Origin of the sequence: Geodermatophilus obscurus, from assembly GCF_900115395.1 — a bacterium.
Lineage (GTDB): Bacteria > Actinomycetota > Actinomycetes > Mycobacteriales > Geodermatophilaceae > Geodermatophilus > Geodermatophilus obscurus_B.
The window spans coordinates 1-20,316 of the sequence record NZ_FOWE01000002.1 but is presented as its reverse complement, the minus strand read 5'-3'; the positions used below and the strand labels follow the sequence as shown (position 1 = coordinate 20,316).

At 76.3% G+C, this 20,316-nt stretch carries 24 protein-coding genes and 1 riboswitch; of the genes, 10 read left to right on the top strand and 14 right to left on the bottom strand.

The annotated features are described in order from the left end of the window. Nucleotides 1-31 precede the first annotated feature (31 nt). The gene (locus BM165_RS03445; protein ID WP_083427020.1) at nucleotides 32-592 is read left to right on the top strand and encodes a TetR/AcrR family transcriptional regulator; all 561 of its coding nucleotides are present in this window, start codon (nucleotides 32-34) and stop codon (nucleotides 590-592) included. Here BM165_RS03445 and BM165_RS03440 read toward each other — a convergent pair. Further along, nucleotides 589-1,401: a thioesterase family protein gene (locus tag BM165_RS03440; protein ID WP_075012160.1), complete on the bottom strand. Its 813-nt coding sequence runs from the start codon at nucleotides 1,399-1,401 to the stop codon at nucleotides 589-591. The genes BM165_RS03445 and BM165_RS03440 overlap by 4 nt on opposite strands. Nucleotides 1,402-1,429: 28 nt before the next feature. On the opposite strand from BM165_RS03440, the gene BM165_RS03435 reads away from it, so the two are divergent. Then, entirely contained in the window at nucleotides 1,430-2,398 is a 969-nt protein-coding gene (locus BM165_RS03435; protein ID WP_075012159.1) for an aldo/keto reductase, read from the top strand. Here BM165_RS03435 and thpR read toward each other — a convergent pair. From thpR to BM165_RS03410, 5 genes are all read right to left on the bottom strand, one after another. Beyond that, on the bottom strand, nucleotides 2,379-2,918 hold the full coding sequence (gene thpR / locus BM165_RS03430; protein WP_280140685.1) for an RNA 2',3'-cyclic phosphodiesterase: 540 nt from the start codon (nucleotides 2,916-2,918) through the stop codon (nucleotides 2,379-2,381). The two genes, BM165_RS03435 and thpR, sit on opposite strands and share 20 nt — an antisense overlap. A gap of 20 nt (nucleotides 2,919-2,938) precedes the next feature. Next, the gene (locus BM165_RS03425) at nucleotides 2,939-3,355 is read right to left on the bottom strand and encodes a hypothetical protein (protein ID WP_075012158.1); all 417 of its coding nucleotides are present in this window, start codon (nucleotides 3,353-3,355) and stop codon (nucleotides 2,939-2,941) included. Nucleotides 3,356-3,440: 85 nt separating this feature from the next. Further along, nucleotides 3,441-4,742 (bottom strand): MFS transporter, encoded by a 1,302-nt coding sequence (locus BM165_RS03420; RefSeq protein ID WP_075012157.1) that lies wholly within the window; start codon nucleotides 4,740-4,742, stop codon nucleotides 3,441-3,443. Next, complete coding sequence (locus BM165_RS03415; protein ID WP_244274002.1) at nucleotides 4,739-5,173, bottom strand: MarR family winged helix-turn-helix transcriptional regulator; 435 nt, start codon at nucleotides 5,171-5,173, stop codon at nucleotides 4,739-4,741. The genes BM165_RS03420 and BM165_RS03415 overlap by 4 nt, the downstream gene beginning before the upstream one ends. A 63-nt stretch (nucleotides 5,174-5,236) precedes the next feature. Continuing rightward, nucleotides 5,237-6,799: an NCS2 family permease gene (locus BM165_RS03410; RefSeq protein WP_083427019.1), complete on the bottom strand. Its 1,563-nt coding sequence runs from the start codon at nucleotides 6,797-6,799 to the stop codon at nucleotides 5,237-5,239. 105 nt (nucleotides 6,800-6,904) lie between these two features. Between BM165_RS03410 and BM165_RS03405 the strand changes: the two genes are divergently transcribed. After that, complete coding sequence (locus tag BM165_RS03405) at nucleotides 6,905-7,162, top strand: DUF2530 domain-containing protein (protein ID WP_075012156.1); 258 nt, start codon at nucleotides 6,905-6,907, stop codon at nucleotides 7,160-7,162. 22 nt (nucleotides 7,163-7,184) lie between these two features. Here the strand turns inward: BM165_RS03405 and BM165_RS03400 are convergent, their stop codons facing one another. Further along, the gene (locus BM165_RS03400; protein WP_244274001.1) at nucleotides 7,185-8,495 is read right to left on the bottom strand and encodes an ArgE/DapE family deacylase; all 1,311 of its coding nucleotides are present in this window, start codon (nucleotides 8,493-8,495) and stop codon (nucleotides 7,185-7,187) included. A 138-nt stretch (nucleotides 8,496-8,633) separates the two neighbouring features. Between BM165_RS03400 and BM165_RS03395 the strand changes: the two genes are divergently transcribed. Further along, nucleotides 8,634-9,071 carry an Lrp/AsnC family transcriptional regulator gene (locus tag BM165_RS03395; protein ID WP_075012155.1) on the top strand — a complete coding sequence of 146 codons (438 nt, stop codon included), beginning with the start codon at nucleotides 8,634-8,636 and terminating at the stop codon, nucleotides 9,069-9,071. A gap of 6 nt (nucleotides 9,072-9,077) precedes the next feature. Here the strand turns inward: BM165_RS03395 and BM165_RS03390 are convergent, their stop codons facing one another. Then, a complete protein-coding gene (locus BM165_RS03390) occupies nucleotides 9,078-9,884 on the bottom strand; it encodes a DUF3027 domain-containing protein (RefSeq protein WP_075012154.1) in 807 nt (268 codons plus the stop codon). A 96-nt stretch (nucleotides 9,885-9,980) separates the two neighbouring features. Here BM165_RS03390 and BM165_RS03385 point away from each other — a divergent pair, with 96 nt between their 5' ends. Next, nucleotides 9,981-11,786, top strand: a complete 1,806-nt coding sequence (locus BM165_RS03385) for an MFS transporter (RefSeq protein WP_244273999.1) — start codon at nucleotides 9,981-9,983, stop codon at nucleotides 11,784-11,786. Further along, the gene (locus tag BM165_RS03380; RefSeq protein WP_075012153.1) at nucleotides 11,783-12,277 is read left to right on the top strand and encodes a DUF2771 family protein; all 495 of its coding nucleotides are present in this window, start codon (nucleotides 11,783-11,785) and stop codon (nucleotides 12,275-12,277) included. Before BM165_RS03385 ends, BM165_RS03380 begins: the two co-directional genes overlap by 4 nt. On the opposite strand, the gene BM165_RS26270 is transcribed toward BM165_RS03380, so the two are convergent. Continuing rightward, on the bottom strand, nucleotides 12,274-12,669 hold the full coding sequence (locus BM165_RS26270; RefSeq protein WP_075012152.1) for a cold-shock protein: 396 nt from the start codon (nucleotides 12,667-12,669) through the stop codon (nucleotides 12,274-12,276). The two genes, BM165_RS03380 and BM165_RS26270, sit on opposite strands and share 4 nt — an antisense overlap. Nucleotides 12,670-12,788: 119 nt before the next feature. Continuing rightward, a complete protein-coding gene (locus BM165_RS03370; RefSeq protein WP_083427088.1) occupies nucleotides 12,789-13,358 on the bottom strand; it encodes a nucleotidyltransferase family protein in 570 nt (189 codons plus the stop codon). A 38-nt stretch (nucleotides 13,359-13,396) separates the two neighbouring features. Here BM165_RS03370 and BM165_RS03365 point away from each other — a divergent pair, with 38 nt between their 5' ends. Next, nucleotides 13,397-14,164 carry an endonuclease/exonuclease/phosphatase family protein gene (locus tag BM165_RS03365; RefSeq protein ID WP_075012150.1) on the top strand — a complete coding sequence of 256 codons (768 nt, stop codon included), beginning with the start codon at nucleotides 13,397-13,399 and terminating at the stop codon, nucleotides 14,162-14,164. Between the two features lie 51 nt (nucleotides 14,165-14,215). On the opposite strand, the gene BM165_RS03360 is transcribed toward BM165_RS03365, so the two are convergent. Together BM165_RS03360 and BM165_RS03355 are read right to left on the bottom strand one after the other, a co-directional pair. Beyond that, nucleotides 14,216-14,443 carry a hypothetical protein gene (locus tag BM165_RS03360; protein ID WP_075012149.1) on the bottom strand — a complete coding sequence of 76 codons (228 nt, stop codon included), beginning with the start codon at nucleotides 14,441-14,443 and terminating at the stop codon, nucleotides 14,216-14,218. A gap of 95 nt (nucleotides 14,444-14,538) precedes the next feature. Next, on the bottom strand, nucleotides 14,539-15,078 hold the full coding sequence (locus BM165_RS03355) for a hypothetical protein (RefSeq protein WP_432276810.1): 540 nt from the start codon (nucleotides 15,076-15,078) through the stop codon (nucleotides 14,539-14,541). Nucleotides 15,079-15,135: 57 nt separating this feature from the next. On the opposite strand from BM165_RS03355, the gene BM165_RS03350 reads away from it, so the two are divergent. Beyond that, nucleotides 15,136-17,397, top strand: a complete 2,262-nt coding sequence (locus BM165_RS03350) for a helicase C-terminal domain-containing protein (protein WP_075012566.1) — start codon at nucleotides 15,136-15,138, stop codon at nucleotides 17,395-17,397. 37 nt (nucleotides 17,398-17,434) lie between these two features. Then, entirely contained in the window at nucleotides 17,435-19,120 is a 1,686-nt protein-coding gene (locus BM165_RS03345) for a DNA repair helicase XPB (protein ID WP_075012148.1), read from the top strand. A gap of 76 nt (nucleotides 19,121-19,196) precedes the next feature. Here the strand turns inward: BM165_RS03345 and BM165_RS03340 are convergent, their stop codons facing one another. Continuing rightward, nucleotides 19,197-19,457, bottom strand: coding sequence for a hypothetical protein (locus BM165_RS03340; RefSeq protein WP_075012147.1), 261 nt, complete (start codon nucleotides 19,455-19,457; stop codon nucleotides 19,197-19,199). A gap of 89 nt (nucleotides 19,458-19,546) precedes the next feature. Continuing rightward, a riboswitch (guanidine-III (ykkC-III) riboswitch) is annotated at nucleotides 19,547-19,613 on the top strand. Between the two features lie 11 nt (nucleotides 19,614-19,624). Between BM165_RS03340 and BM165_RS03335 the strand changes: the two genes are divergently transcribed. Then, nucleotides 19,625-19,939, top strand: coding sequence for a DMT family transporter (locus BM165_RS03335; protein ID WP_075012146.1), 315 nt, complete (start codon nucleotides 19,625-19,627; stop codon nucleotides 19,937-19,939). A 25-nt stretch (nucleotides 19,940-19,964) separates the two neighbouring features. Here the strand turns inward: BM165_RS03335 and BM165_RS03330 are convergent. Then, the coding region (locus BM165_RS03330) for an HNH endonuclease signature motif containing protein (protein WP_244273997.1) at nucleotides 19,965-20,316 on the bottom strand (352 nt) is incomplete at its 5' end.

Sequence of the window (20,316 nt, the reverse complement as noted above, 5' to 3'; positions counted from 1 at the left end):
GCGGCCGGGCAACCCCGACACCCGCGAGGCGGTGCTGGCCGCGGCCCGCGCCGCCTTCGCCGAGCGCGGGTACGACGGCGCCTCGATCCGGGCGATCGCGGGTGCCGCGGGCGTCGACCCGGCGCTCGTGCACCACTATTTCGGCACCAAGGACGCGCTGTTCCTCGCGGCGGTGCAGGCGCCGGTCGACCCCGACGAGTTCCTGCCGGCCGTGCTCTCCGGGCCGCCGGAGGAGCGTGGCGCCGCGGTCGTGCGCACGGTGCTGCGCGTCTGGGACGGCCCCGGCCGGCCCGCCGCCCTGGCGCTGGTCCGCTCGGCGGTCAACCACGAGCGGTCGGCCGCGATGCTCCGCGAGTTCGTGCTGGTGAAGATCATCCGCCGGGTGATCGGGTCGCTGGACATGCCCCGCGAGGAGCGGGAGGCGCGCGGCGCGCTGGTCGCCTCGCAGGTCGCCGGCCTGGTGCTCATGCGCTACGTCCTCCGGCTGGAGCCACTGGCTTCCGCGCCGGCCGAGGAGGTGGTGGCCGCCGTCGCCCCGACGCTGCAGCGCTACCTCACCGGCGAGGTCACCCTCCCCACCCGCCGCGACTAGCGCGCCACGCGGGCGAGCTGACGGGCCTGGGCGACCAGGCGGCCGGTGGCGTCCCAGATGCGGCACTCCTCGTCCGACCAGCCGCCGGTGACCTCGGTGGAGCGGGACTCCACCAGGCACCAGCCCGGGGCCGGGAGCGCGCGCACCAGCACCTGCAGCTGCACGGTGGGCGCCCAGCCCGGCTTCCCGACGGCGAAGGCGGTCGGCGGCAGCGCGTCGGCGAACAGCAGCAGCGCGAGCGGGTCGGGCTCACGGCCGTCGGCCAGCCGGATCCAGGCCCGCAGCAGCCGCGTGTCCGAGGGCCGCCCCTGCACCCAGCCCGCCGTCGCCGGGTCGAGCCGGGTGTCGAGGTGCCGCGCGAGCCCCACGCTCGGCCCGCCCTCGCTGGTGCGGGTGGCCACGCAGTCGCCGGGCGGCGGCACCTCCGGAGCGGGGTTCACCGTGTAGTCGACCGGGTCGCGGCCGAGGGACGCCGTCGTCACCTGGACGGCGAGGGAGGGGCCGGCCGCGCCCGCGAGCAGCACCGAGGCGTGCGCGAGGGTGCGCCCGGCGGAGCCCGGGGTGACGGTGAGGTCGGCCGGCCCGCCGGGCGTGGCCCGCAGGTAGCTCGCCGACAGCGCGACGGGGTCCGGGTGCGGGCTGTCGAGGAGCGCGGCCCGGGCGACGACGGCGAGCAGGTAGCCGCCGTTGAGGATCCCGTTGCCCACGTCCCAGCCCGGGTCCAGCTCGGCGCGGACGCCCCTGCCCTCGGTGCGGGAGACGGCGGTGGCCCGGTCGAAGGCGGGGATCACGGTGTCGGTCTGCGGCACGGCCGCCAGGGTGCCAGGGTCGTCAGACGTGGAGTACACACACCTCGGACGCAGCGGCCTGTCGGTCTCCCGGCTCTGTCTCGGCACGATGAACTTCGGCTGGAGGACGGAGGAGGCCGACTCCCACGCGGTCATGGACCGCGCCCACGACGCGGGGATCAACTTCTTCGACACCGCCAACGTCTACGGCTTCGAGGCCGGCAAGGGCCGCACCGAGGAGGTGCTCGGCACCTGGTTCGCCCAGGGCGGGGAGCGCCGCGAGCGGACGGTGCTGGCCACCAAGGTCTACGGCGGCATGTCCGACTGGCCCAACGACACCTTCCTGTCCGCCCGCAACATCGTGCGGGCGTGCGACGCCTCGCTGCGCCGCCTGCAGACCGACTGGATCGACCTCTACCAGTTCCACCACGTCGACCTGGCCACGCCGTGGGAGGAGATCTGGCAGGCGTGCGAGACGCTCGTCGCCCAGGGCAAGGTGCTCTACGTCGGGTCGTCCAACCACGCAGCCTGGCAGCTCGCCGCGGCCAACGAGGCCGCCGCCCGCCGGCACTTCCTCGGCCTGGTCAGCGAGCAGTCGCACTACAACCTGCTCACCCGGCACGTGGAGCTCGAGGTGCTGCCCGCCGCGAAGCACTACGGCATCGGCGTCATCCCCTGGAGCCCGCTGGCGCAGGGCCTGCTGGCCGGCGTCCTCGGCGACCAGGAGGGCGACCGCCGCCACCAGCAGCGCAACCGCGAGCGCGTCGAGCAGCACCGCCCGGCGCTGCAGGCCTTCGAGGACGCCTGCCGGGAGTGGGGGCTGGCACCGGCCGACGTCGCCCTGGCCTGGGTGCTGCACCAGGACGGCGTCACCGCGCCGATCGTCGGCCCGCGGACGATGGAGCAGTTCGAGGGCTCGCTGGCCGCGCTCGACGTGACGCTGGAACAGGCACAGCTCGACCGGCTCGACGAGGTCTTCCCCGGCTACCGCGCCGCTCCTATGGAGTACGCCTGGTGACGGAGGAGAGCACCTCGTGGCGGCCGCCGCTGCTGCGGACCAGCGTCACGGCGTCGAGCGGCCAGTCCGGCCCGCGGTAGCCGGCCAGCCGCCCGGGCAGGTCGCCGTCGGCGGGCCGGCGGGGGTGCCACCGGCCGAGGGTCAGGTGCGGGCGGAAGGGCCGGTCCTCGATCGGGAGGCCCAGCCCGCGGGCGGCGGCGGCCAGCCGGACGGCGAGCGCGGTCAGCACGGCCACGTCGCCGTCCACCCCCGCCCAGAACACCTGCGGCCGCCGGGCCGACCCGAACCGCCCCGCGCCGGCCAGCCGCAGCGAGGCCGGCGGCGTGGGCGCGACGGCGTCCCCGACGGCGCCGGTCAGGGCGGGCAGCAGGTCCGGTGGCACCGCGCCGAGGAAGAGCAGCGTGAGGTGCCAGCGGCCGGGGTCACCCCAGCGCGGCGCACCGGGGGCGTCCCGCAGCGGTGCCAGCGCCGCGGCCAGGTGGTCACGGGCCGCCGCGGGCGGGGTCGCCGCGACGAACAGCCGCAGCGGCGACGGTCCGCTCAGCGCACGACCAGGCCGGCGTCGGCCAGCGCCGTCTCCACGCGCAGTCGCTCGACGTCGCGCGGGAAGCCCGGGGGCATGCCGCGCAGCGTCGTCGGGATGGCGAACTGCCCGGCCGCCTCGCACAGGACGTCGTCGTAGGCGGCCTGGAACCCGCGGCGGCGCACCTGCGGCGACCCGGCCGGGACGACGTCGACCTGGCGGGCCAGCCGGCGCAGGTCTGCGGCGACCGCCTCCACCGGCCGGTGCACCGGCTCGGGCGGGAGGTCGCGGCCGCGCGCCCGGCGGCGGGCCCGCAGGTCCTGCTGGAGCTGGCCGGAGAAGGCCCGCAGCAGCAGTCCGAGGAGGGCGAAGCTGGCCGCCATCGCCGCGGTGAGCAGCACGAGGTACAGCACGGCGTTGGTCATCGGGCTCATGCGGCGCGCTCCCCGTGCGTACCGGCGGTGGCCGCGACGGTACGTCGACCCGGTGACCTGCGCCACGTGGCCGGTCGGGCGACCGTCAGGGACCCGTGGGCACCGGCCGCACGCGGGCCGCCGTCCGCACCCGCCGCCCTCGGGCCACCGCCAGCGCGGACGCGGCCCCGGCGAGGACCACGACCCCGCCGCCCAGCACCAGCCCCCAGCGTGCACCGAGGTGCTCGGACACCCAGCCGATGAGCGGTGCGCCCAGCGGGGTGCCCCCGAGGAAGCAGGTGAAGTACAGCGCCATCACCCGCCCGCGCATCTGCGGGTCGGCGCCGAGCTGCACGAAGCTGTTGTTGGCGACGCTGAAGACCAGGGCGGCCGCGCCGGTGGGGACGAGCAGGACGGCGAACGGCCAGGTGCCGCCCGGGACCAGCCCGCAGGCCACGGTGAGCAGGCCGAAGACCACCGAGGAGACGAGCAGGAAGCGCTGCCGCGGGCGGGCGCTGCGGCGCGTGGACAGCAGCGCGCCGGTCAGCGAGCCCACCGCGAACGCCGTCGACAGCAGGCCGAAGCCCTCCGCGCCGAGGCCCAGCACCTCGCGGGCCATGAGCGCGATGGTCACCTGGAAGTTGAAGCCGAACGTCCCGATGACGAAGGCCAGGACCATCGCCAGCCGCAGGTCGGCCCGGCCCCAGGTGTAGGACAGCCCCTCCCGCAGCTGCCCGCGGGCGCGCGCCACCGGGTCGCTGCGCCGCAGCTCGTCGGGGCGCATGGCCAGGAGCGCGGCGATGGTGACGACGAAGCTCGCGGCGTTGACGGCGAACGCCGGCGCGGTGTCCCCGCCGGAGGCACCGATGAGCAGCCCGGCCAGCGCCGGCCCGACCAGCCGGGCGCCGTTGAAGATCGTGGAGTTGAGCCCGACGGCGTTGGGGAGCAGGTCGCGGCCGACCATCTCGGACACGAACGCCTGGCGCACCGGCGCGTCGATCGCCGACACCGACCCCAGCCCGGCGGCCAGCCCGAACACGTGCCACAGCGCGATCGCGTCCGTGGCCACCAGGGTCGCCAGCGCGACGGCGAGCAGGCCCATCAGCGCCTGGGTGGCGACGAGCAGGCGCCGCTTGTCGTAGCGGTCGGCCAGGACCCCGCCGTAGAGGCCCAGCACCAGGGTCGGTCCGAACTGCAGCGCGGTGACCAGGCCGAGCGCGACGCCGCTGTCGCCCGACAGCTGCAGCACCAGCCAGTCCTGGCCGATGCGCTGCATCCAGGTCCCGGTCAGGCTGACCAGGTTCGCCGACGCGTACAGCCGGAAGTTGTGCACCCGCAGCGACCGGAACGAGCCACGGTCGGCGGGGCGCGGGTCGGCGGGGCGCGGTTCAGCGGCCGTGGACGTCACCCACCGGCGAGCTGCTCCATGATCGCGGCGGCCTCGCGGAGGGTGGCGCGCTCCTCCGGCGTCAGCCGGTGCAGCCGCGCCGACAACCAGGCCTCGCGCGCCCGGGCCTCCTCCGTCAGCAACCGCTCGGCGGCGTCGGTGAGGCCGATGACCACCTGCCGGCCGTCGGTCGGGTGCGGGGTGCGGGTGACCAGCCCCCGCTCCTCGAGCGCGACGACGACGCGGGTCATCGACGGCGGCTGCACCCGCTCGTGCGCGGCGAGCTCGCCCGGGCTCATCGCACCGTGCCGCTTGAGCGTCGACAGCGCCGCGAGGTGCGTGAGCGTGACGGAGGTGTCGACGCGCTGGTTGCGCAGCCGCCGGCTGAACCGCATCACGGCCAGCCGGAGGTCGTGGGCGAGCGCCGCGGTGTCCAGCGTCGTCCGGCCCACGATCCGTAGCCTACCTAACGACCGCCCGGGAGCCCGCCCCGAGCGCGCGAGGGGGTCCGTCGACTAGAAGAGCTGCTGCAGCGGCTCCAGGGCGAAGTAGACGAGGAACAGCACGCTGATCACCCACATCAGCGGGTGGACCTCGCGGACCCGGCCGACCGCCGCGCGCAGCAGGACGTAGCTGACGACGCCGGCGCCGATGCCGTTGGTGATCGAGTAGGTGAACGGCATCAGCGCGATGGTGAGGAAGGCCGGGATGACCAGGCCCATGTCGTCCCACTCGAGGGTGCGGATCTGGCTGATCATGAGCGCGCCCACGATGACCAGCGCCGGGGCCGCCGCCTCGGAGGGGACCATCTGCACCAGCGGGGTGAAGAACATCGCCACGAGGAACAGCACGCCGGTGACCACGCTGGCCAGGCCGGTGCGGGCGCCGTCGGCCACGCCCGAGGCCGACTCGATGTAGGTCGTGTTCGACGAGACGCTGGCCGCGCCGCCGGCCGCGGCGGCCAGCGAGTCGACCAGCAGCACCGGCTGCGAGCCGGGGAGGTTGCGCTTCTCGTCGAGCAGGTCACCCTCGGCGCCGACGGCGGTGATCGTGCCGACGGTGTCGAAGAAGTCGGCGATCATGATCGAGAAGACGATGAGCAGCGCGGCGACGACGCCGATCCGCTCGAAGCCGCCGAACAGCGAGAACTGCCCGATGATCGACAGGTCCGGCGTGCTGACGACCTCGTCGGGCAGCGTGGGCACCTGCAGCGCCCAGCCCCGCGCGTTCGCCTCCGCGCCGTCGGGGCCGATCCGCGGGCCGATCCCGGCCACCGCCTCGACGACCACCGCCAGGACGGTCGAGACGACGATGCCGATGAGCAGCGCGCCGCGCACCCGGCGCACGACCAGGACGGCGGTCAGCAGCAGGCCGACGACGAAGACCAGCAGCGGCCACCCGGCGAGCTGGCCGCCCACGCCGAAGCTGATCAGCGGCGTGCCCGGCCGGATCACGCCGGCGTCGGCGAGGCCGATGATGGTGAGGAAGAAGCCGATGCCGACGGCGATCGCCGTCTTGAGCTGCGGCGGGATGGCCTCGAACACCGCGCGCCGGAACCCGGTGAGCACCAGCACGGTGATGAGCAGGCCCTCGAGCACGACCAGGCCCATGATCTCCGGCCACGACAGCTGCGTGGCGGCGAAGACGGCGACGATCGCGTTGATGCCCAGCCCGGTGGCCAGCGCGAAGGGGTAGCGCCCGACGACGCCCATGAGGACGGTGAGCGCGCCGGCCAGCAGCGCGGTCACCGCCGCGACGGCGCCGAAGGACAGCGTGGCGCCGGTGATGTCCGTGCCGGACAGGATGATCGGGTTGAGCACCACGATGTAGGCCATCGTGAAGAAGGTGGTCAGCCCGCCGCGCACCTCACGGCCGACGGTGCTGCGCCGGGCACTGATGCCGAAGTAGCGGTCGAGCCCGTTGCGCGGCCGCAGCTGCGGGCCGTCGCTGCGCCGGGGCCGGGTCGCGGTCGCCGCGACGTCGGCGGGGGTGTCCCCCGCGGCCGGCGTGCCGCCGCCGGTGGACCGGGTGACCCGGGTGGCGCCGGCGCTCTTGGCGGGACGGGACTTCTCGGGCATGCGGGCTCCTGCGGACTGATGCCGGGCGGTGAGCGGCGACAGCGTGCCACACGCCGCGCGCGCCTCCCCGCCGGTTCCCGCGGCGTGCCGCCTAGGGTCGGGAGCGTGCCCCGCCCGTCCCCCTCGCGGCCCCTGCGGCCGGCTCCTCCCCCGCTGCGCGTCGACACCGCCCGCGTGGTGCTGGCCGGGATCGCCGTGTGGGTGGTCGCCCTCGTCGTCGTGCTGCTGCTCGGCGACCGGCTCGACCGGGTGTGGACCTGGACCTGCGTCGCCGGGATCGTGCTGCCCTTCGGCGGGCTGGGGATCATGCGCTGGCAGGGCCAGCTCGGCCGGCGGGGGCGGTGGAGCCGGCGGCAGCGGTAGCCGGCGGCAGCGGTGGGCCGGCTCAGCCGCCCTGCAGCAGGCGCACCGTCGCCACGGCCAGCACGCGGGTGACCGCCGTCAGCTCGGCGAGGTCGACGTACTCGTCGTAGGCGTGCGCGTGGACCACGTCACCCGGGCCGTAGTGCAGCGTGGGGACGCCCTCGGCGGCGTAGAGCCGCAGGTCGCTGCCGTAGGGCACGCCCCGCTCCCGGGGCGCGGTGCCGGTCAGGGCCTCCTGGGCGGAGGTGACGGCGTGCCGCAGGAGCGCCCCGCCCGCGGTCCGCCCGGGCGCGAACTGACCGCCGGGCCAGGTCACCTCCACCGGGTGGGCGCGCAGGAACGGGTGGTCGGCGCACGCGGCTGCCAGGCGGGCCTCCAGGGCGGCCCGCGCCTGCGCGGGGTCCTCGTCGAGGCGGACGCCCAGGCGCCCGGTGGCGACGAGGGTGTCGGGCACGGTGCTCGCCCAGTCCCCCGCGACGACGGTGCCGACCGAGATGGTGTGCGCGACCGGGTACTCGGCCATGAGCGGGTCGACGACGGCGTTGCGCTCGGCCTCCAGCTCGCGGATCGCGGCGTCGAGGTGCACGAAGTGCTCGACGGCGCTGCGCCCCGCCCACCGGGCGCTCCCGTGCGCCGGCTCGCCAGCGACGACCAGCCGGAAGGTCAGCGCGCCGCCGGCCGCGGTGGTGAGCGTGCCGCTGGTGGGCTCGGTGATGACGCAGGCGTCGCCCCGGTGCCCGCGGGCCAGGGTCGCGAACGCGCCCAGGCCGCCGTCCTCCTCGCCGCCGACCAGGTGCAGGGCCAGCCGGCCGGGCAGCCGCACGCCGCTGGCCAGCACCGCCTCGGCCACGGCCAGGTCCGCCGCCACCCCGGCCTTCATGTCGCAGGCGCCGCGCCCGTGCAGCCGCGGCCCGGCCACCCGCGGGGTCCACGGGTCACCGGTCCACCGCCGCCGGTCGCCCGGGGGGACGACGTCGACGTGGCCCTGCAGCACGACCGTCGGCCCGTCGCCGTCCCCGGTCGTCGCCACCAGCCCCCACGACTCCTGCCGGGGCGCCTCGGTGCCGGGGAAGCCGGGCCGGGCGGTGAGGTCGGCGAGGTCGAGCCGCCAGTGGTCGACGTCCATCCCGGCGCGCGCGGTGCGGTCGGCGAGCGCGGCGAGCAGGTCGGACTCGGCGTCGCTGCCGGTGACGCTGGGCACCCGCAGCAGGTCGGCCAGCGTGCGGTGCAGCGCCTCGACGTCGAGCGCGTCGAGCACGGCGAGCTCGGCACGGCTCAGGGCGTCCGGCCGCGGCGGTGCGACGGTCGGCACCGGGGACCCCGTCAGCGTCACGGCTCCTCCTCCCGGCTCCCCGCATGGCGAGCGACGCCGAGGCTAGGGACGCCGGGTCGTTCCGGCCAAGACCGTTCCGCTGCGCGCGACCTACGATCCGTTGCGTCCCGAGGGGGCTGCGCGCAGCGAGGAGACGCCGTGGACGAGCTGGACAGGTCAATCGTGCAACACCTGCTACGGGACGCCCGGACCACGTACGGCCGGATCGGGGCCGAGGTGTCGTTGAGCGCACCGGCGGTCAAGCGCCGGGTCGACCGCCTGCTGCGCAGCGGCGCGATCCGGGGGTTCACCGCGGTGCTCGACCCCGCGGTCCTCGAGTGGGACGTCGAGGCCTACGTGTGGGTGTACTGCCAGGGCGCGCCGGACCCCGACGAGGTGCGCGCCCAGTTCGAGGACGTGCCCGAGGTGGTGCAGGCGACCACGATCTCCGGCACCGCCGACGCCGTCCTGCGGCTGCAGGCGCGCGACACCGCCGAGCTCGAGCGGGCCGTCCGCCGGCTGCGGGCGCTGCCCACGGTCGCCCGCACCGAGAGCGCGGTCGTGCTCTCCCGGCTCATCGACCGCCCGCGGACCTGAGGCCGGCTACAGGACGTCGAAGTCCGCGGTGTCGTAGCGGGCCGACGTCACGACCTCCGCCGGCTCACCGACGGCGAGGGTCGCCTGGCTGTGCGCGCCGCAGCCGTAGTCGATGCCGACGACGCGGCCGTCGGCCGGGGAGTACTCGTTGCCGCAGGCGCCCAGCAGCGTCCGCAGCGAGCCGGCCAGGGGCAGGAAGAACCCGCAGGTGCCGCACGGGCCGGGGGCCTGTCGGGCCATGGGCGCGCGCGGGCCGAAGTCGCCGGCCAGCCAGCGCGCGGCGGCGGAGGCGCGGCCCTCCGCCGACATCACCCGCTCGCGGCCCAGCCCGATCTCGGCGGCCAGTGCCTGCGCCTCGGGGTCGGCCGCCGCGTCGTCGTCGGCGGTGTAGGAGGGGACCAGCCGCGGGTCGTCCTCGGTGGCCGGCAGCACGTCGCCCACCGACAGGTCACCGGGGCGCAGCCGCTCGTGCCACGGCACCCACGCCGGGGCGAGCAGCGCGGCGTCGCCGGGCAGCAGGACGACCTCGTCGACGGTGACCTCGTCGCTGCCGGGGACGGCGGCGAGGGTGACCGCCCAGTGCCAGCCGACGTAGCTGGGCAGGCGGCTGGCGAAGGAGTGGGTGACGACGGCGCCGAGCGCCTCCGGCGGGGTGCCCTCGGCCGGCGTGCCCGGCCTCTCGGCCGTGGCACCGAGGTGCTCGCCGACCAGGCCCGGGTCGCCGGCGGTCTCCTCGGCCGCGGCGCGGGCGGGGTCGACGGCGGCGGTCAGCACGTCGGTGCCGGCCGGGGCGGGCTGGGAGTCGGGACGCACCGGGTCATCGTCCCAGACGGGACGCCGCAGGCCGACCCTGCGTCCGGGTGATCACACCGGCCCCGGATCCGCGGGTCGGTGCGGCACCATGGGGGCGTGCCGTCCTCGCGTCCGCCCGGGTCCCGCAGGGGTCCGCTGCGCCGCACCCGGCCCGAGCCGGCCGACGCCGGCCGGGTGGACACCGACCGGATGGACACCGCCCCGCTCGACCTCCCCCGGCCGGTGACCCGGCCCCAGGCCGTCCCGCCGCCGGTGTACCCGGCGCCGCCGGCGTACCCGGCACCGCCCGGCACCATGCCGGCCCCGTACCCCGCCTACACCGTCCCGCCGGTCCCGCCGGTGTACCCGGCACCGCCCGGGTACGGCCCGCCGCCGTACGCCGCGCCGCCGGGGTACGGCCCGCCACCCGGGTACGGCCCGCCGCCCGGGTACGGCCCGCCGCCCGGGTACGGCCCGCCACCGGCCGCGCTGCCGCCCGCGGCCCCGCCGCCGGCACCCGAGCCGGAGCCGGGGCCGGCCACCGCACCGCGGGTGACGGTGACCCGGGTGGCGGCCGCCCGCAGCCGGGAGCTGACCCGCGCGGGCGTGGCGCGGGTGCGGGCGGCCAGCCGTGCCGACGGCGCCGCGGAGAGCGGGCTGACGCAGCTGCTGTGGGTCAACGCGCTCCACATGGCCGGCGACGCGATGATCGCCGTCTCGCTGGCCGGCACGCTGTTCTTCGCCGCCGCGTCCGACGCCCAGCGCGGCAACGTGGCGCTCTACCTGCTGGTGACCATGGCGCCGTTCGCCGTCGTCGCGCCGGTCATCGGCCCGCTGCTCGACCGGCTGCAGCGTGGCCGGCGGTGGGCGCTGGGCACCGCGTCCTTCGGCCGGGCGGTGCTGGCGCTGGTCATGGCCGCCCACCACGACGACTGGTGGCTCTACCCCGCCGCCCTCGGCGTGCTGGTGCTGTCGAAGGCGCACAACGTGCTGCGCGCCGCCGTCGTCCCGCGGGTACTGCCCGGCGCGATGTCGCTGACGTCGGCCAACGCCCGGCTGTCGGTGTTCGGGCTGGTCACCGCCGGCGTCTTCGGCGGGATCGGCGCGGGCCTCGCCTGGGCGTCCGGGTTCCCGCCGGAGCTGTGGGCGACCGCCGCCGTCTTCACCGTCTCCGGGGTGCTGGCCGTCCGGCTGCCCCGCCACGTCGACGTCCCCACCGGGGAGCAGCCGGCCGACGTGCTGAGCACCGGCCAGGTCCCGGTCGCCGGCCGCCGGCGCCGGCCGGTCAACCCGCACGTGGTGCTGGCGCTGCGCGCCAACGCCGCGCTGCGCGGCCTCGGCGGGTTCCTGACGATCTTCTCGGCGTTCCTCGTCCAGGCCACCGTCGAGGGCGGCTGGGAGTCGACGCTCGCGCTGGGCGCGATCGCCGGGGCCGCCGGCGCCGGGAGCGTGCTGGGCACCGGCATCGGCTCGCGGCTGCACTCGGCCGACCCCGACCGGGTCGTGGTCTGGTCGGCCGGCGTGGCCGCCGCGGTCACCGTGCTCGCCGCCGTCTTCTTCGGCCTGGCGACGGCGGCCGCGGTCGCCGGCGTCGCCGGGGTCGCCAACGCGCTGGGCAAGTCCGCCCTCGACGCGATCATCCAGCGCGAGGTCCCCGAGAGCCTGCGGGCCTCGGCGTTCGCCCGCTCGGAGACGGTGCTGCAGCTGGCGTGGGTGGTCGGCGGCGCCATCGGCATCGCGCTGCCGCCGATCGGCTGGCTGGGCTTCACCGTCGCCGCCGCGCTGCTCGTGCTCGCGGTCGGCCTGGTCCTGTGGACCCCGCGGCGCCGCGGGCCGGCCGCGGTGGACCCGGAGGCGCCGACCGTCCCCGGGGTCCCCACCGCGCCGGGCGCAGGGACCGTTCCGGAGGCCCCCCGCCCGTGAGGTCGCACTCCCGTGCCGCCGCCGTGCTGGCCGGCGCGCTCGCCGCACCGCTGGCCGGCTGCGGCGGCTCCGCCGCGTCGGACACACCGCCGGACGTGCGGGTCGTCGCCGGCCCCCAGGAGATCACCGCCCGCCCGACGCAGTACTGCGGCGAGGGCGAGGGGCAGGCCTACGAGGTCACGCCGCCGATCATCGAGGTCTCCCCCGACACCACGATCGAGCTGACCGTGCCCGAGGACGTCGCTGCCAACGGCTGGAGCGTGCAGGTCTTCGACGGGCAGTTCGAGGAGCAGCTCGGCGTGGTCGACGTCGACCCCGGGACGACGACGTACGAGGGGATCAACAGCTCCGACGTCGTGCCGCCGGCGTACTACCTCGTCGTCGTCGAGGACCAGCACGACGAGTGCCTGCTCACCGGCTCGTGGCCGATCGGCTTCGTCCGCGCCGGTGGCGACCTGGGGACCGCGCCGACGGGGACGCCGTCGGGCTAGGCCTCCAGGTCGCCGGCGACCGCGCGCAGCACCGCCGCGACCTTGCGCGACTCGCCGCGGTCGGGGTGCCGGCCGCGGCGCAGGGAGTTCGACACGTCGTCGAGCAGCTTGATGAGGTCCTCGATGATCGGGACGAGCTCGTCGGGCTTCTTGCGCCTGGCCTCGGCCACCTTCGCCGCCACCGACGGCAGCGGGTCGAGGACGCGCACCTGCAGCGCCTGGTCGCCGCGCCGGCCGGCGACGATGCCGAACTCCACGCGCTGGCCCGGCTTGAGCTCGGCCGTGCCCGACGGGAGGGCGTCCTTGTGCACGAAGACGTCGGGCCCGTCCTCGCGCGAGAGGAAGCCGAACCCCTTCTCGGGGTTGAACCACTTGACTCTGCCGGTGGGCACGGTGGGGTCCTCGGTCGCTCGCGGGGTGGTCCGGCACGGGGCCGGCGGACGGCGGACGGTCGCACCGCCCGCCCCAGGTTAACCGGCCGCCCGCCCGCGCCCGCGCGGTTTCCCGGCGCTCAGCGCGCGAACTGCTCCGCGTCGACGACGCCGAGGCGGCCGAGCAGGTCCAGGAAGACGGCGGCGAAGGGGTTGTCCTCGATCTCGCGCTGCACGGTGACCCAGTCGACCTGCTCGCGCAGCGCCCGGGCGACCGGCAGCAGCCGGGAGAAGTCGCAGTAGTGCTCGTCGAGGGCCATGAGCTTCGTGACCAGGATGTCGGTGGCCGCCAGCACCGGCATGTGCACCGACAGCACCGGCATGACCTCGGCGCGCTCGATGAGGTCGCTCTCCACCGGCCGGCCGCAGGTGCGCCAGAGGACGTCGACGAACGAGTTGCCCTGGACGACCTTCGTCAGCCAGTCCTCGGCCGGGTCCCGGACCTGCAGGCCGGCGTCGGTGAGCACCTTGGCCGCCCGCTCGGCCTCGTCGTCCGCCACGAGGAAGTCCGCGTCGTGGTCGGGCTCGGGGGCGCCGCGCACCCAGGCCGCGTACCCGCCGCACAGGGCGAAGGGCACCCCGCCCTCCTTGAGGGCCACGGCCACGCGCTTGAGCAGGTCACGGATCTCGTCGCGGTCGGAGGGCTGCACGCGCATGCCGCTACCCGCCCCCGGGCACGGCACTCCTCGTGCGCATCGCGACCTTCAACATCCTGCACGGGCGCTCACCGGCCGACGACCGGGTCGACGTCGACCGGCTGGCCTCGGCGGTCAAGACGCTCGACGCCGACGTCCTGGCGCTCCAGGAGGTCGACCGCGACCAGCCCCGCTCGATGAACGCCGACCTCACCGCGGTGGCCGCCGAGGCCATGGGCGCCGTCGACTCCCAGTTCGTCGCCGCGCTGGCCGGCACCCCCGGCGGCACCTGGATGGCCGCGACCGGTGACGAGCAGCCCGGCGCGGCGAGCTACGGCATCGCGCTGCTGTCGCGGTACCCGGTGGTGTCGTGGCGGGTGGTGCGGCTGCCCACGCTGCCCGGGCGGGTGCCGGTGTGGTTCCGGGGCGCCCGGCGGCCGGTGCTGGTCAGCGAGGAGCCGCGGGTCGCCGTCGCCGGGGTCCTCGACGGGCCGCACGGGCAGTTCACCGTCACCTGCACGCACCTGTCGTTCGTGCCGTACTGGAACTCGGTGCAGCTGCGCCGGCTGGTGCGGTCGCTGCGGGGGACGCGGGAGCCGCTGGTCGTGCTCGGCGACCTCAACATGGAGCCGCGCAAGGCCACCCTGGTGAGCGGGATGCGACCCCTCGCCCGGGCGCTCACCTTCCCGCTGGAGGAGCCGACCCGCCAGCTCGACCACGTGCTCGTCCGCGGCGGGCTCGCCGCCACCGGGCCGGCCGAGGCGCCGCAGCTGCCGCTGTCGGACCACCGCGCGCTCGTCGTGGACGTCGAGCCCACCTGAGCGGGCCGTCCGCGCCGCCGCCGCTCCGGGGGCGGCGGCGCGGGAGGCGGGTCAGCGCCGGCGGTTCTCCGGCAGCTGCACGCCCGCCCGGTTGGGCTTGTCGGTGGGGTGGGCGTAGCGGATGCGCTCCGGCGGCAGCGGGAAGCTGTGGTCCTCGCCGAAGGGCGACAGCGGGCCGGCCATCTCGCCCAGCAGCTCGGTCACCGGCGGGCCGGCGTCCTCCGACTGGCCCCAGGTCGGCTCCACCAGGTGGGCGTGCTTCTCCTTGCGCTTGGCCATCTCGCCTCCGTGCTCGGGCGCACCCCGGGTGCGCGTTCCCCACCATCTTCCCGCGACGGTGTCCCTACCCACGCGAGGCCTGCCACGACACGGGGTCAGCGGCGGCGGCGCGCGGTCCGGGCGCCGAAGAGCGTCGGCAGCCCCTCGGCGGTGAGCACCCACTGCCCGCTGCCGACCGGCGCCGCCCGCACCTCGCCGCCGTCCAGGTCCTGCACCTGCCGGGTCCGCCAGACCGAGGTGCTCACCAGGCGCAGCCGCACGGGCTCGTCGTCGGGGTCCCACTCGTCGTAGCCCTCGGGCTCGAAGGCCACGATGGCCGGGCCGGCGATGCGCAGCAGCCCGCGCTGCCAGGAGACGGCGCGCAGCGCCCGGCTCCAGCGCAGCGCCCGGGCCAGACCGCCCAGCCCGGCGATCGCGGACACGACCCCGCCGCTGACCAGCGCGACGACGACGAGCCCGGCCAGCGGGACCGGGCGGCCGCGGTCCTCGGCGAGGCTGATCGCGACCGCCCCCAGCAGCACGGCGAGCACGACGGCGATCACGCCGCCGACCAGCCACCGCAGCGCCCCGGCGCGGTAGCCCTCGAGCGCGGCTCGGGTGTGCGGGTCCTCGGTGGCCGGTGACACGCCCTCCATGCTGACAGTCCCGGCCGCCGGGGCGGCACCCCCTGCGGCGGACGTAACGTGGTCCGGATGCCTGCCGACCGTCCCGCCACGCTGGCCGCGTGGTTGCGCACCCGCAGCGACGCCCAGCTGGCGGAGCTGCTGGGCGCGCGTCCCGACGTCGCCCGGCCCGCCCCGTCGGACGTCGTCACCCTCGCCAGCCGGCTGGCGGTGCCGGTGTCGGTGGACCGCGCCCTCGACGAGCTCGACGCCGCCACCCTCCAGGTGCTCGACGTCGTGCTGCTCGCCCCCACCGACGGGGTGGAGGCCGCCGAGGTCGCCGCGGCGCTGCCCGGCCTGCCCGACGACGTCGTGGCCGCGGCCGTCGAGCGGCTGACCACCCGGGCGCTGCTGTGGGGCGAGGACGTCCTGCACGCCCCCGACCAGGTACGCCGCGCCGTCCGGTACCCCGCGGGGCTGGGCCGGCGCGCCGCCGAGCTCCGCGTGGCCCTGCCGGCCGACCTGCCGGCCGCCGTCGGCGCGCTCGACCCCGCCGAGCGCCAGGTGCTCGAGCGGCTGGCCGGCGACCGCCCGGTGGGGCACCTGCCCGAGGCGGGCGGCGGCGCGGCCTCGCCCGCGCGGCGGCTGCTGCAGGCCGGGCTCCTGGCCCGCATCGACGCGCTCAACGTCGAGCTGCCGCGCGAGATCGGGCTGCTGCTGCGGGGCCCCGAGCCGTACGGGCCGCCCCGGCCTGAGCCGCGGCCGGCGGTCGTCGAGCGGGAGCCCGCCGTCGTCGACCGGCAGGCGGCCGGCGCGGCGCTGGAGTCGGTGGGGCGGGTCGGCGAGCTGCTGGCCGTGCTCGAGGAGGAGCCGGCGGGGCTGCTGCGCAGCGGCGGGGTGGCCGTGCGCGACCGCAAGCGGCTGGCGAAGGCGCTCACGGTGTCGGAGGCCGACGCCGGCTGGCTGCTGGAGCTGGCGTTCGCCGCGGGGCTGCTCGACGTCGGCGGCGCGCACCGGGACGAGTGGCTGCCCACCCGCGGCTACGACGTCTGGCGCGAGCAGCCGCTGGCCGACCGCTGGGCGACGCTGGCCGCGGGCTGGCTGGAGAGCACCCGGCTGCCGTCGCTGGTGGGACAGCGCGACGTAGCGGGCAAGGGGGTCAACGCCCTCTCCCCCGACCTGGTCCGGCACACCGCCCCGGCGATCCGCCGCTCGGTGCTCACCGCCCTCGCGGCCTCCCCGCCGGGCTCCGGCCTGGCCCCGGACGACCTGGTGGCGCTGCTGCGCTGGCGCACGCCCCGGCGGGCCGACCGGCTGGCGCCGGTGCCGGACATGCTCGCCGAGGCCGCGCGGATCGGCGTCCTGGTGGGCGGGGTGCTGTCCTCGGGCGGCCACGGGCTGCTCACCGGCGGCGAGGAGGGCGCGGCGATGCGCATGCAGGGCCTGCTGCCCGAGCCGGTCGACCACGTGCTCGCCCAGCCCGACCTCACCCTGGTCGCACCGGGTCCGCTGGTGGCGCAGCTCGCCGACACGCTCTCGCTGGTCGCCGACGTGGAGTCCTCGGGCGGGGCGACGGTGTTCCGGGTGACGGAGTCCTCGGTGCGCCGGGCGCTGGACGCCGGCTGGTCGGCCACCGACCTGCACGACCTGTTCACCCGCGCCTCGCGCACGCCGGTGCCCCAGGCGCTGGACTACCTGGTCGACGACGTCGCCCGTCAGCACGGCCGGCTGCGGGTCGGCGCGATCGAGTGCTACGTGCGCTCCGACGACCACGGCCTGCTCTCCCAGGTGCTCAGCGACCGGCGCACCGCCGGTGCCGAGCTGCGCCGGCTGGCACCGGGGGTGCTGGTGAGCGGGCTGGGCGCCGACGAGGTACTCGGCGTGCTGCGGGCCGCCGGTTACGCCCCCGCCGGGGAGTCACCGGGCGGGGCGGTGCTCACCCGCCCGCCGGCGCGGCCCCGCGCGGCCGGCCGCCGTCACGGCGCGCTGCCCTCCCCCGCGGCCCGGCCGGTGACGGCGGCCGAGGCGGAGGCGACCGTGCGGGAGATCCGGGCCGGCGACGCCGCGCTGGCCGCCCGCCCGGCGGCGCCGGTGCGGCAGATCCCGGGCGTCACCACCGCGGGCACGCTGGAGGTCCTCTCGCGTGCGATCCGCGAGGGCCTGCCGGTGTGGCTCGGCTACGTCGACGCCCAGGGCAGCGGCAGCCAGCGCGTGGTCCAGCCGGTGTCACTGGCCGGTGGTTTCCTCCAGGGCTGGGACGAACGCCGGCAGGAGAACCGCACGTTCGCGGTGCACCGCATCACCTCGGTGGCGCTCGTCGACGAGGAAGCACCGGCCGCCGGTAACGGTTGACCAGACAGACGCCCGCCGAGGAGAGGCTCCCCATCCCGTGAACGACGGACCGCTCATCGTCCAGTCGGACAAGACCCTGCTGCTCGAGGTCGACCACCCCCAGGCGCGCGACTGCCGTGCCGCGATCGCGCCGTTCGCCGAGCTCGAGCGCTCCCCCGAGCACGTGCACACCTACCGCGTGACGCCGCTGGCGCTGTGGAACGCGCGCGCCGCCGGGCACGACGCCGAGCAGGTCGTCGACGCGCTGGTGCGCTACTCGCGCTACCCGGTGCCGCACGCGCTGCTGGTCGACGTCGCCGACACGATGGACCGCTTCGGCCGGCTGACGCTGGTCAACCACCCGGTGCACGGGCTGACGCTGGCCACCACCGACCGCGCCGTGCTGGAGGAGGTCATCCGCTCCAAGCGGGTGGCGCCGATGCTCGGTGCGCGGATCGACCCCGACACCGTCGTCGTGCACCCCTCCGAGCGCGGCCGGCTCAAGCAGGCGCTGCTCAAGGTGGGCTGGCCGGCCGAGGACCTCGCCGGCTACGTCGACGGGCAGGCGCACCCGATCGAGCTGGCGCAGGACGGCTGGCACCTGCGCGACTACCAGCAGGAGGCCGTCGAGGGCTTCTGGGCGGGTGGCTCGGGCGTCGTCGTGCTGCCGTGCGGTGCGGGCAAGACGCTGGTCGGGGCCGCGGCGATGGCGCAGGCCAAGGCGACCACGCTGATCCTGGTGACCAACACCGTCTCGGGGCGGCAGTGGAAGCGCGAGCTGATCGCGCGCACGTCGCTGACCGAGGAGGAGATCGGCGAGTACTCGGGCGAGCGCAAGGAGATCCGCCCGGTCACCATCGCCACCTACCAGGTGATGACCACCCGCCGGAAGGGCGAGTACCGGCACCTCGACCTCTTCGACGCCCAGGACTGGGGCCTCATCGTCTACGACGAGGTGCACCTGCTGCCCGCGCCGATCTTCCGGCTGACCGCCGACCTGCAGTCCCGCCGCCGGCTCGGGCTGACGGCGACGCTCGTGCGCGAGGACGGGCGGGAGGACGACGTCTTCTCCCTCATCGGGCCCAAGCGCTACGACGCGCCCTGGAAGGACATCGAGTCGCAGGGCTACATCGCCCCGGCCAAGTGCATCGAGGTGCGCGTCGGTCTCGACGACGAGGAGCGCATGACCTATGCCGTCGCCGAGCCCGAGGAGCGGTACCGGATCGCGGCCACCGCGACGTCGAAGCTGCCGGTGATCCGGCGGGTGCTCGAGCGGCACCCGGAGGAGCCGTCGCTGGTCATCGGGGCCTACCTCGACCAGCTCGAGGAGCTCGGGCGGGCGCTCGACGCGCCGGTGATCCAGGGGTCGACCACCAACAAGGAGCGCGAGCGGCTGTTCCAGGCGTTCCGCGTCGGGGAGATCCGTACGCTGGTCGTCTCCAAGGTCGCCAACTTCTCCATCGACCTGCCCGAGGCCGCGGTCGCCGTCCAGGTGTCGGGGACGTTCGGGTCGCGGCAGGAGGAGGCGCAGCGGCTCGGCCGGGTGCTCCGTCCCAAGGCCGACGGCCGGCAGGCGCACTTCTACACGGTGGTCAGCCGCGACACCCTCGACGCCGAGTACGCCGCGCACCGGCAGCGGTTCCTCGCCGAGCAGGGCTACGCGTACACGATCATCGACGCCGCCGACCTCGCCGGCCCGGGCGAGGTCAACGGCCCGGACTGGGCGGACGAGCCCGCCGACTGACGCCGCCGCCCCACTGGCTCGCGAGCCCGCAGCGGGGCCCTTGCGGAGGTGACCCCTCGGGGGCTGCTCCCCCGGCTCAGTCCTCGGTGAGCTCGGCGAGGACGTCGGCGGCGTCGCGGTTGCCGGCGCCCGCGAGGCTGCGCAGCTCGTCCAGGTCGCCCAGTTCGGCGGCGGCCTGGACGAGTTCGTCGGCGGCGTCGCGGTTGCCCGCGTCGGCGAGGCGCCGCAGCTCCTCGAGGTCGCCTCGCTCGCCGGCCAGCTCCACGAGCTCGTCGACGGCGTCCGGGTCGCCCTGTGCAGCGCGCAGGCGTACGGCGTCGTACTCCGGATCGGTCATGGCGGCAGGGTCCCACCGTGGTCGCCGCGGGGGGCCGCCGCCGGTGGCCGTTGTCACCGCCCTGGTCGGCCGCCGTGTGCGATGGTGGGACGTGGGTCCGCAGGGGATCCCCCGGACGAGCGGCGCCGTACCCGGACAGCGACAAGACGGCGACCACGGGAGTCGTCGTGGCCTGGTTCGTACTCGTCCTGTCCGGTGTCCTCGAGGCCGTGTGGGCAACCGCCCTCGGCCGCTCGGAGGGCTTCACCCGGCTCACCCCGACGGTCGTCTTCGTCCTCGGGCTCGTCGGCAGCATGATCGGGCTGGCGTACGCCATGCGCACCCTCCCCATCGGGACGGCGTACGCGGTGTGGGTGGGCATCGGCGCGGCCTTGACCGCCGGTTACGCGATGGCGACCGGCGAGGAGCCGCTGTCGGCGCTGCGCGTGCTGCTCCTGCTGGGCATCGTCGGCTGCGTGATCGGGCTCAAGCTCGCCCACTGAGCCGCTGCACGCCGCGCTCCGTCCCTCAGTAGGGCGGTGGTGTGGTGGCGGCGGTGAGGCCGGTGGGTGTGGTGACGGTGAGGGTGCCGTCGGGTGTCATGTGGTGGTGCCAGCCGGGTGCCTGGTGTTTGCCGCGGTGGTGGCCGGTGCAGTAGCCGGTGAGGTTGGCCGCGTTCGTCTGGCCGGTGGGCCAGGGGGTGGTGTGGTCGAGTTCGCCACTTCCTGGGACGGGGCGGCGGCAGCCGGGGAAGCGGCAGCGGCGGTCGCGGGCGCGGACGTGCCGGTCGAGGGCGGCGCCGGGCCGGTAGCCGCCGGTCGCGCCGGATGGGGTGAGCGCTGCTCCGCTCCTGGCTGCGCGGTGCAGGGCGGGTAGGTCG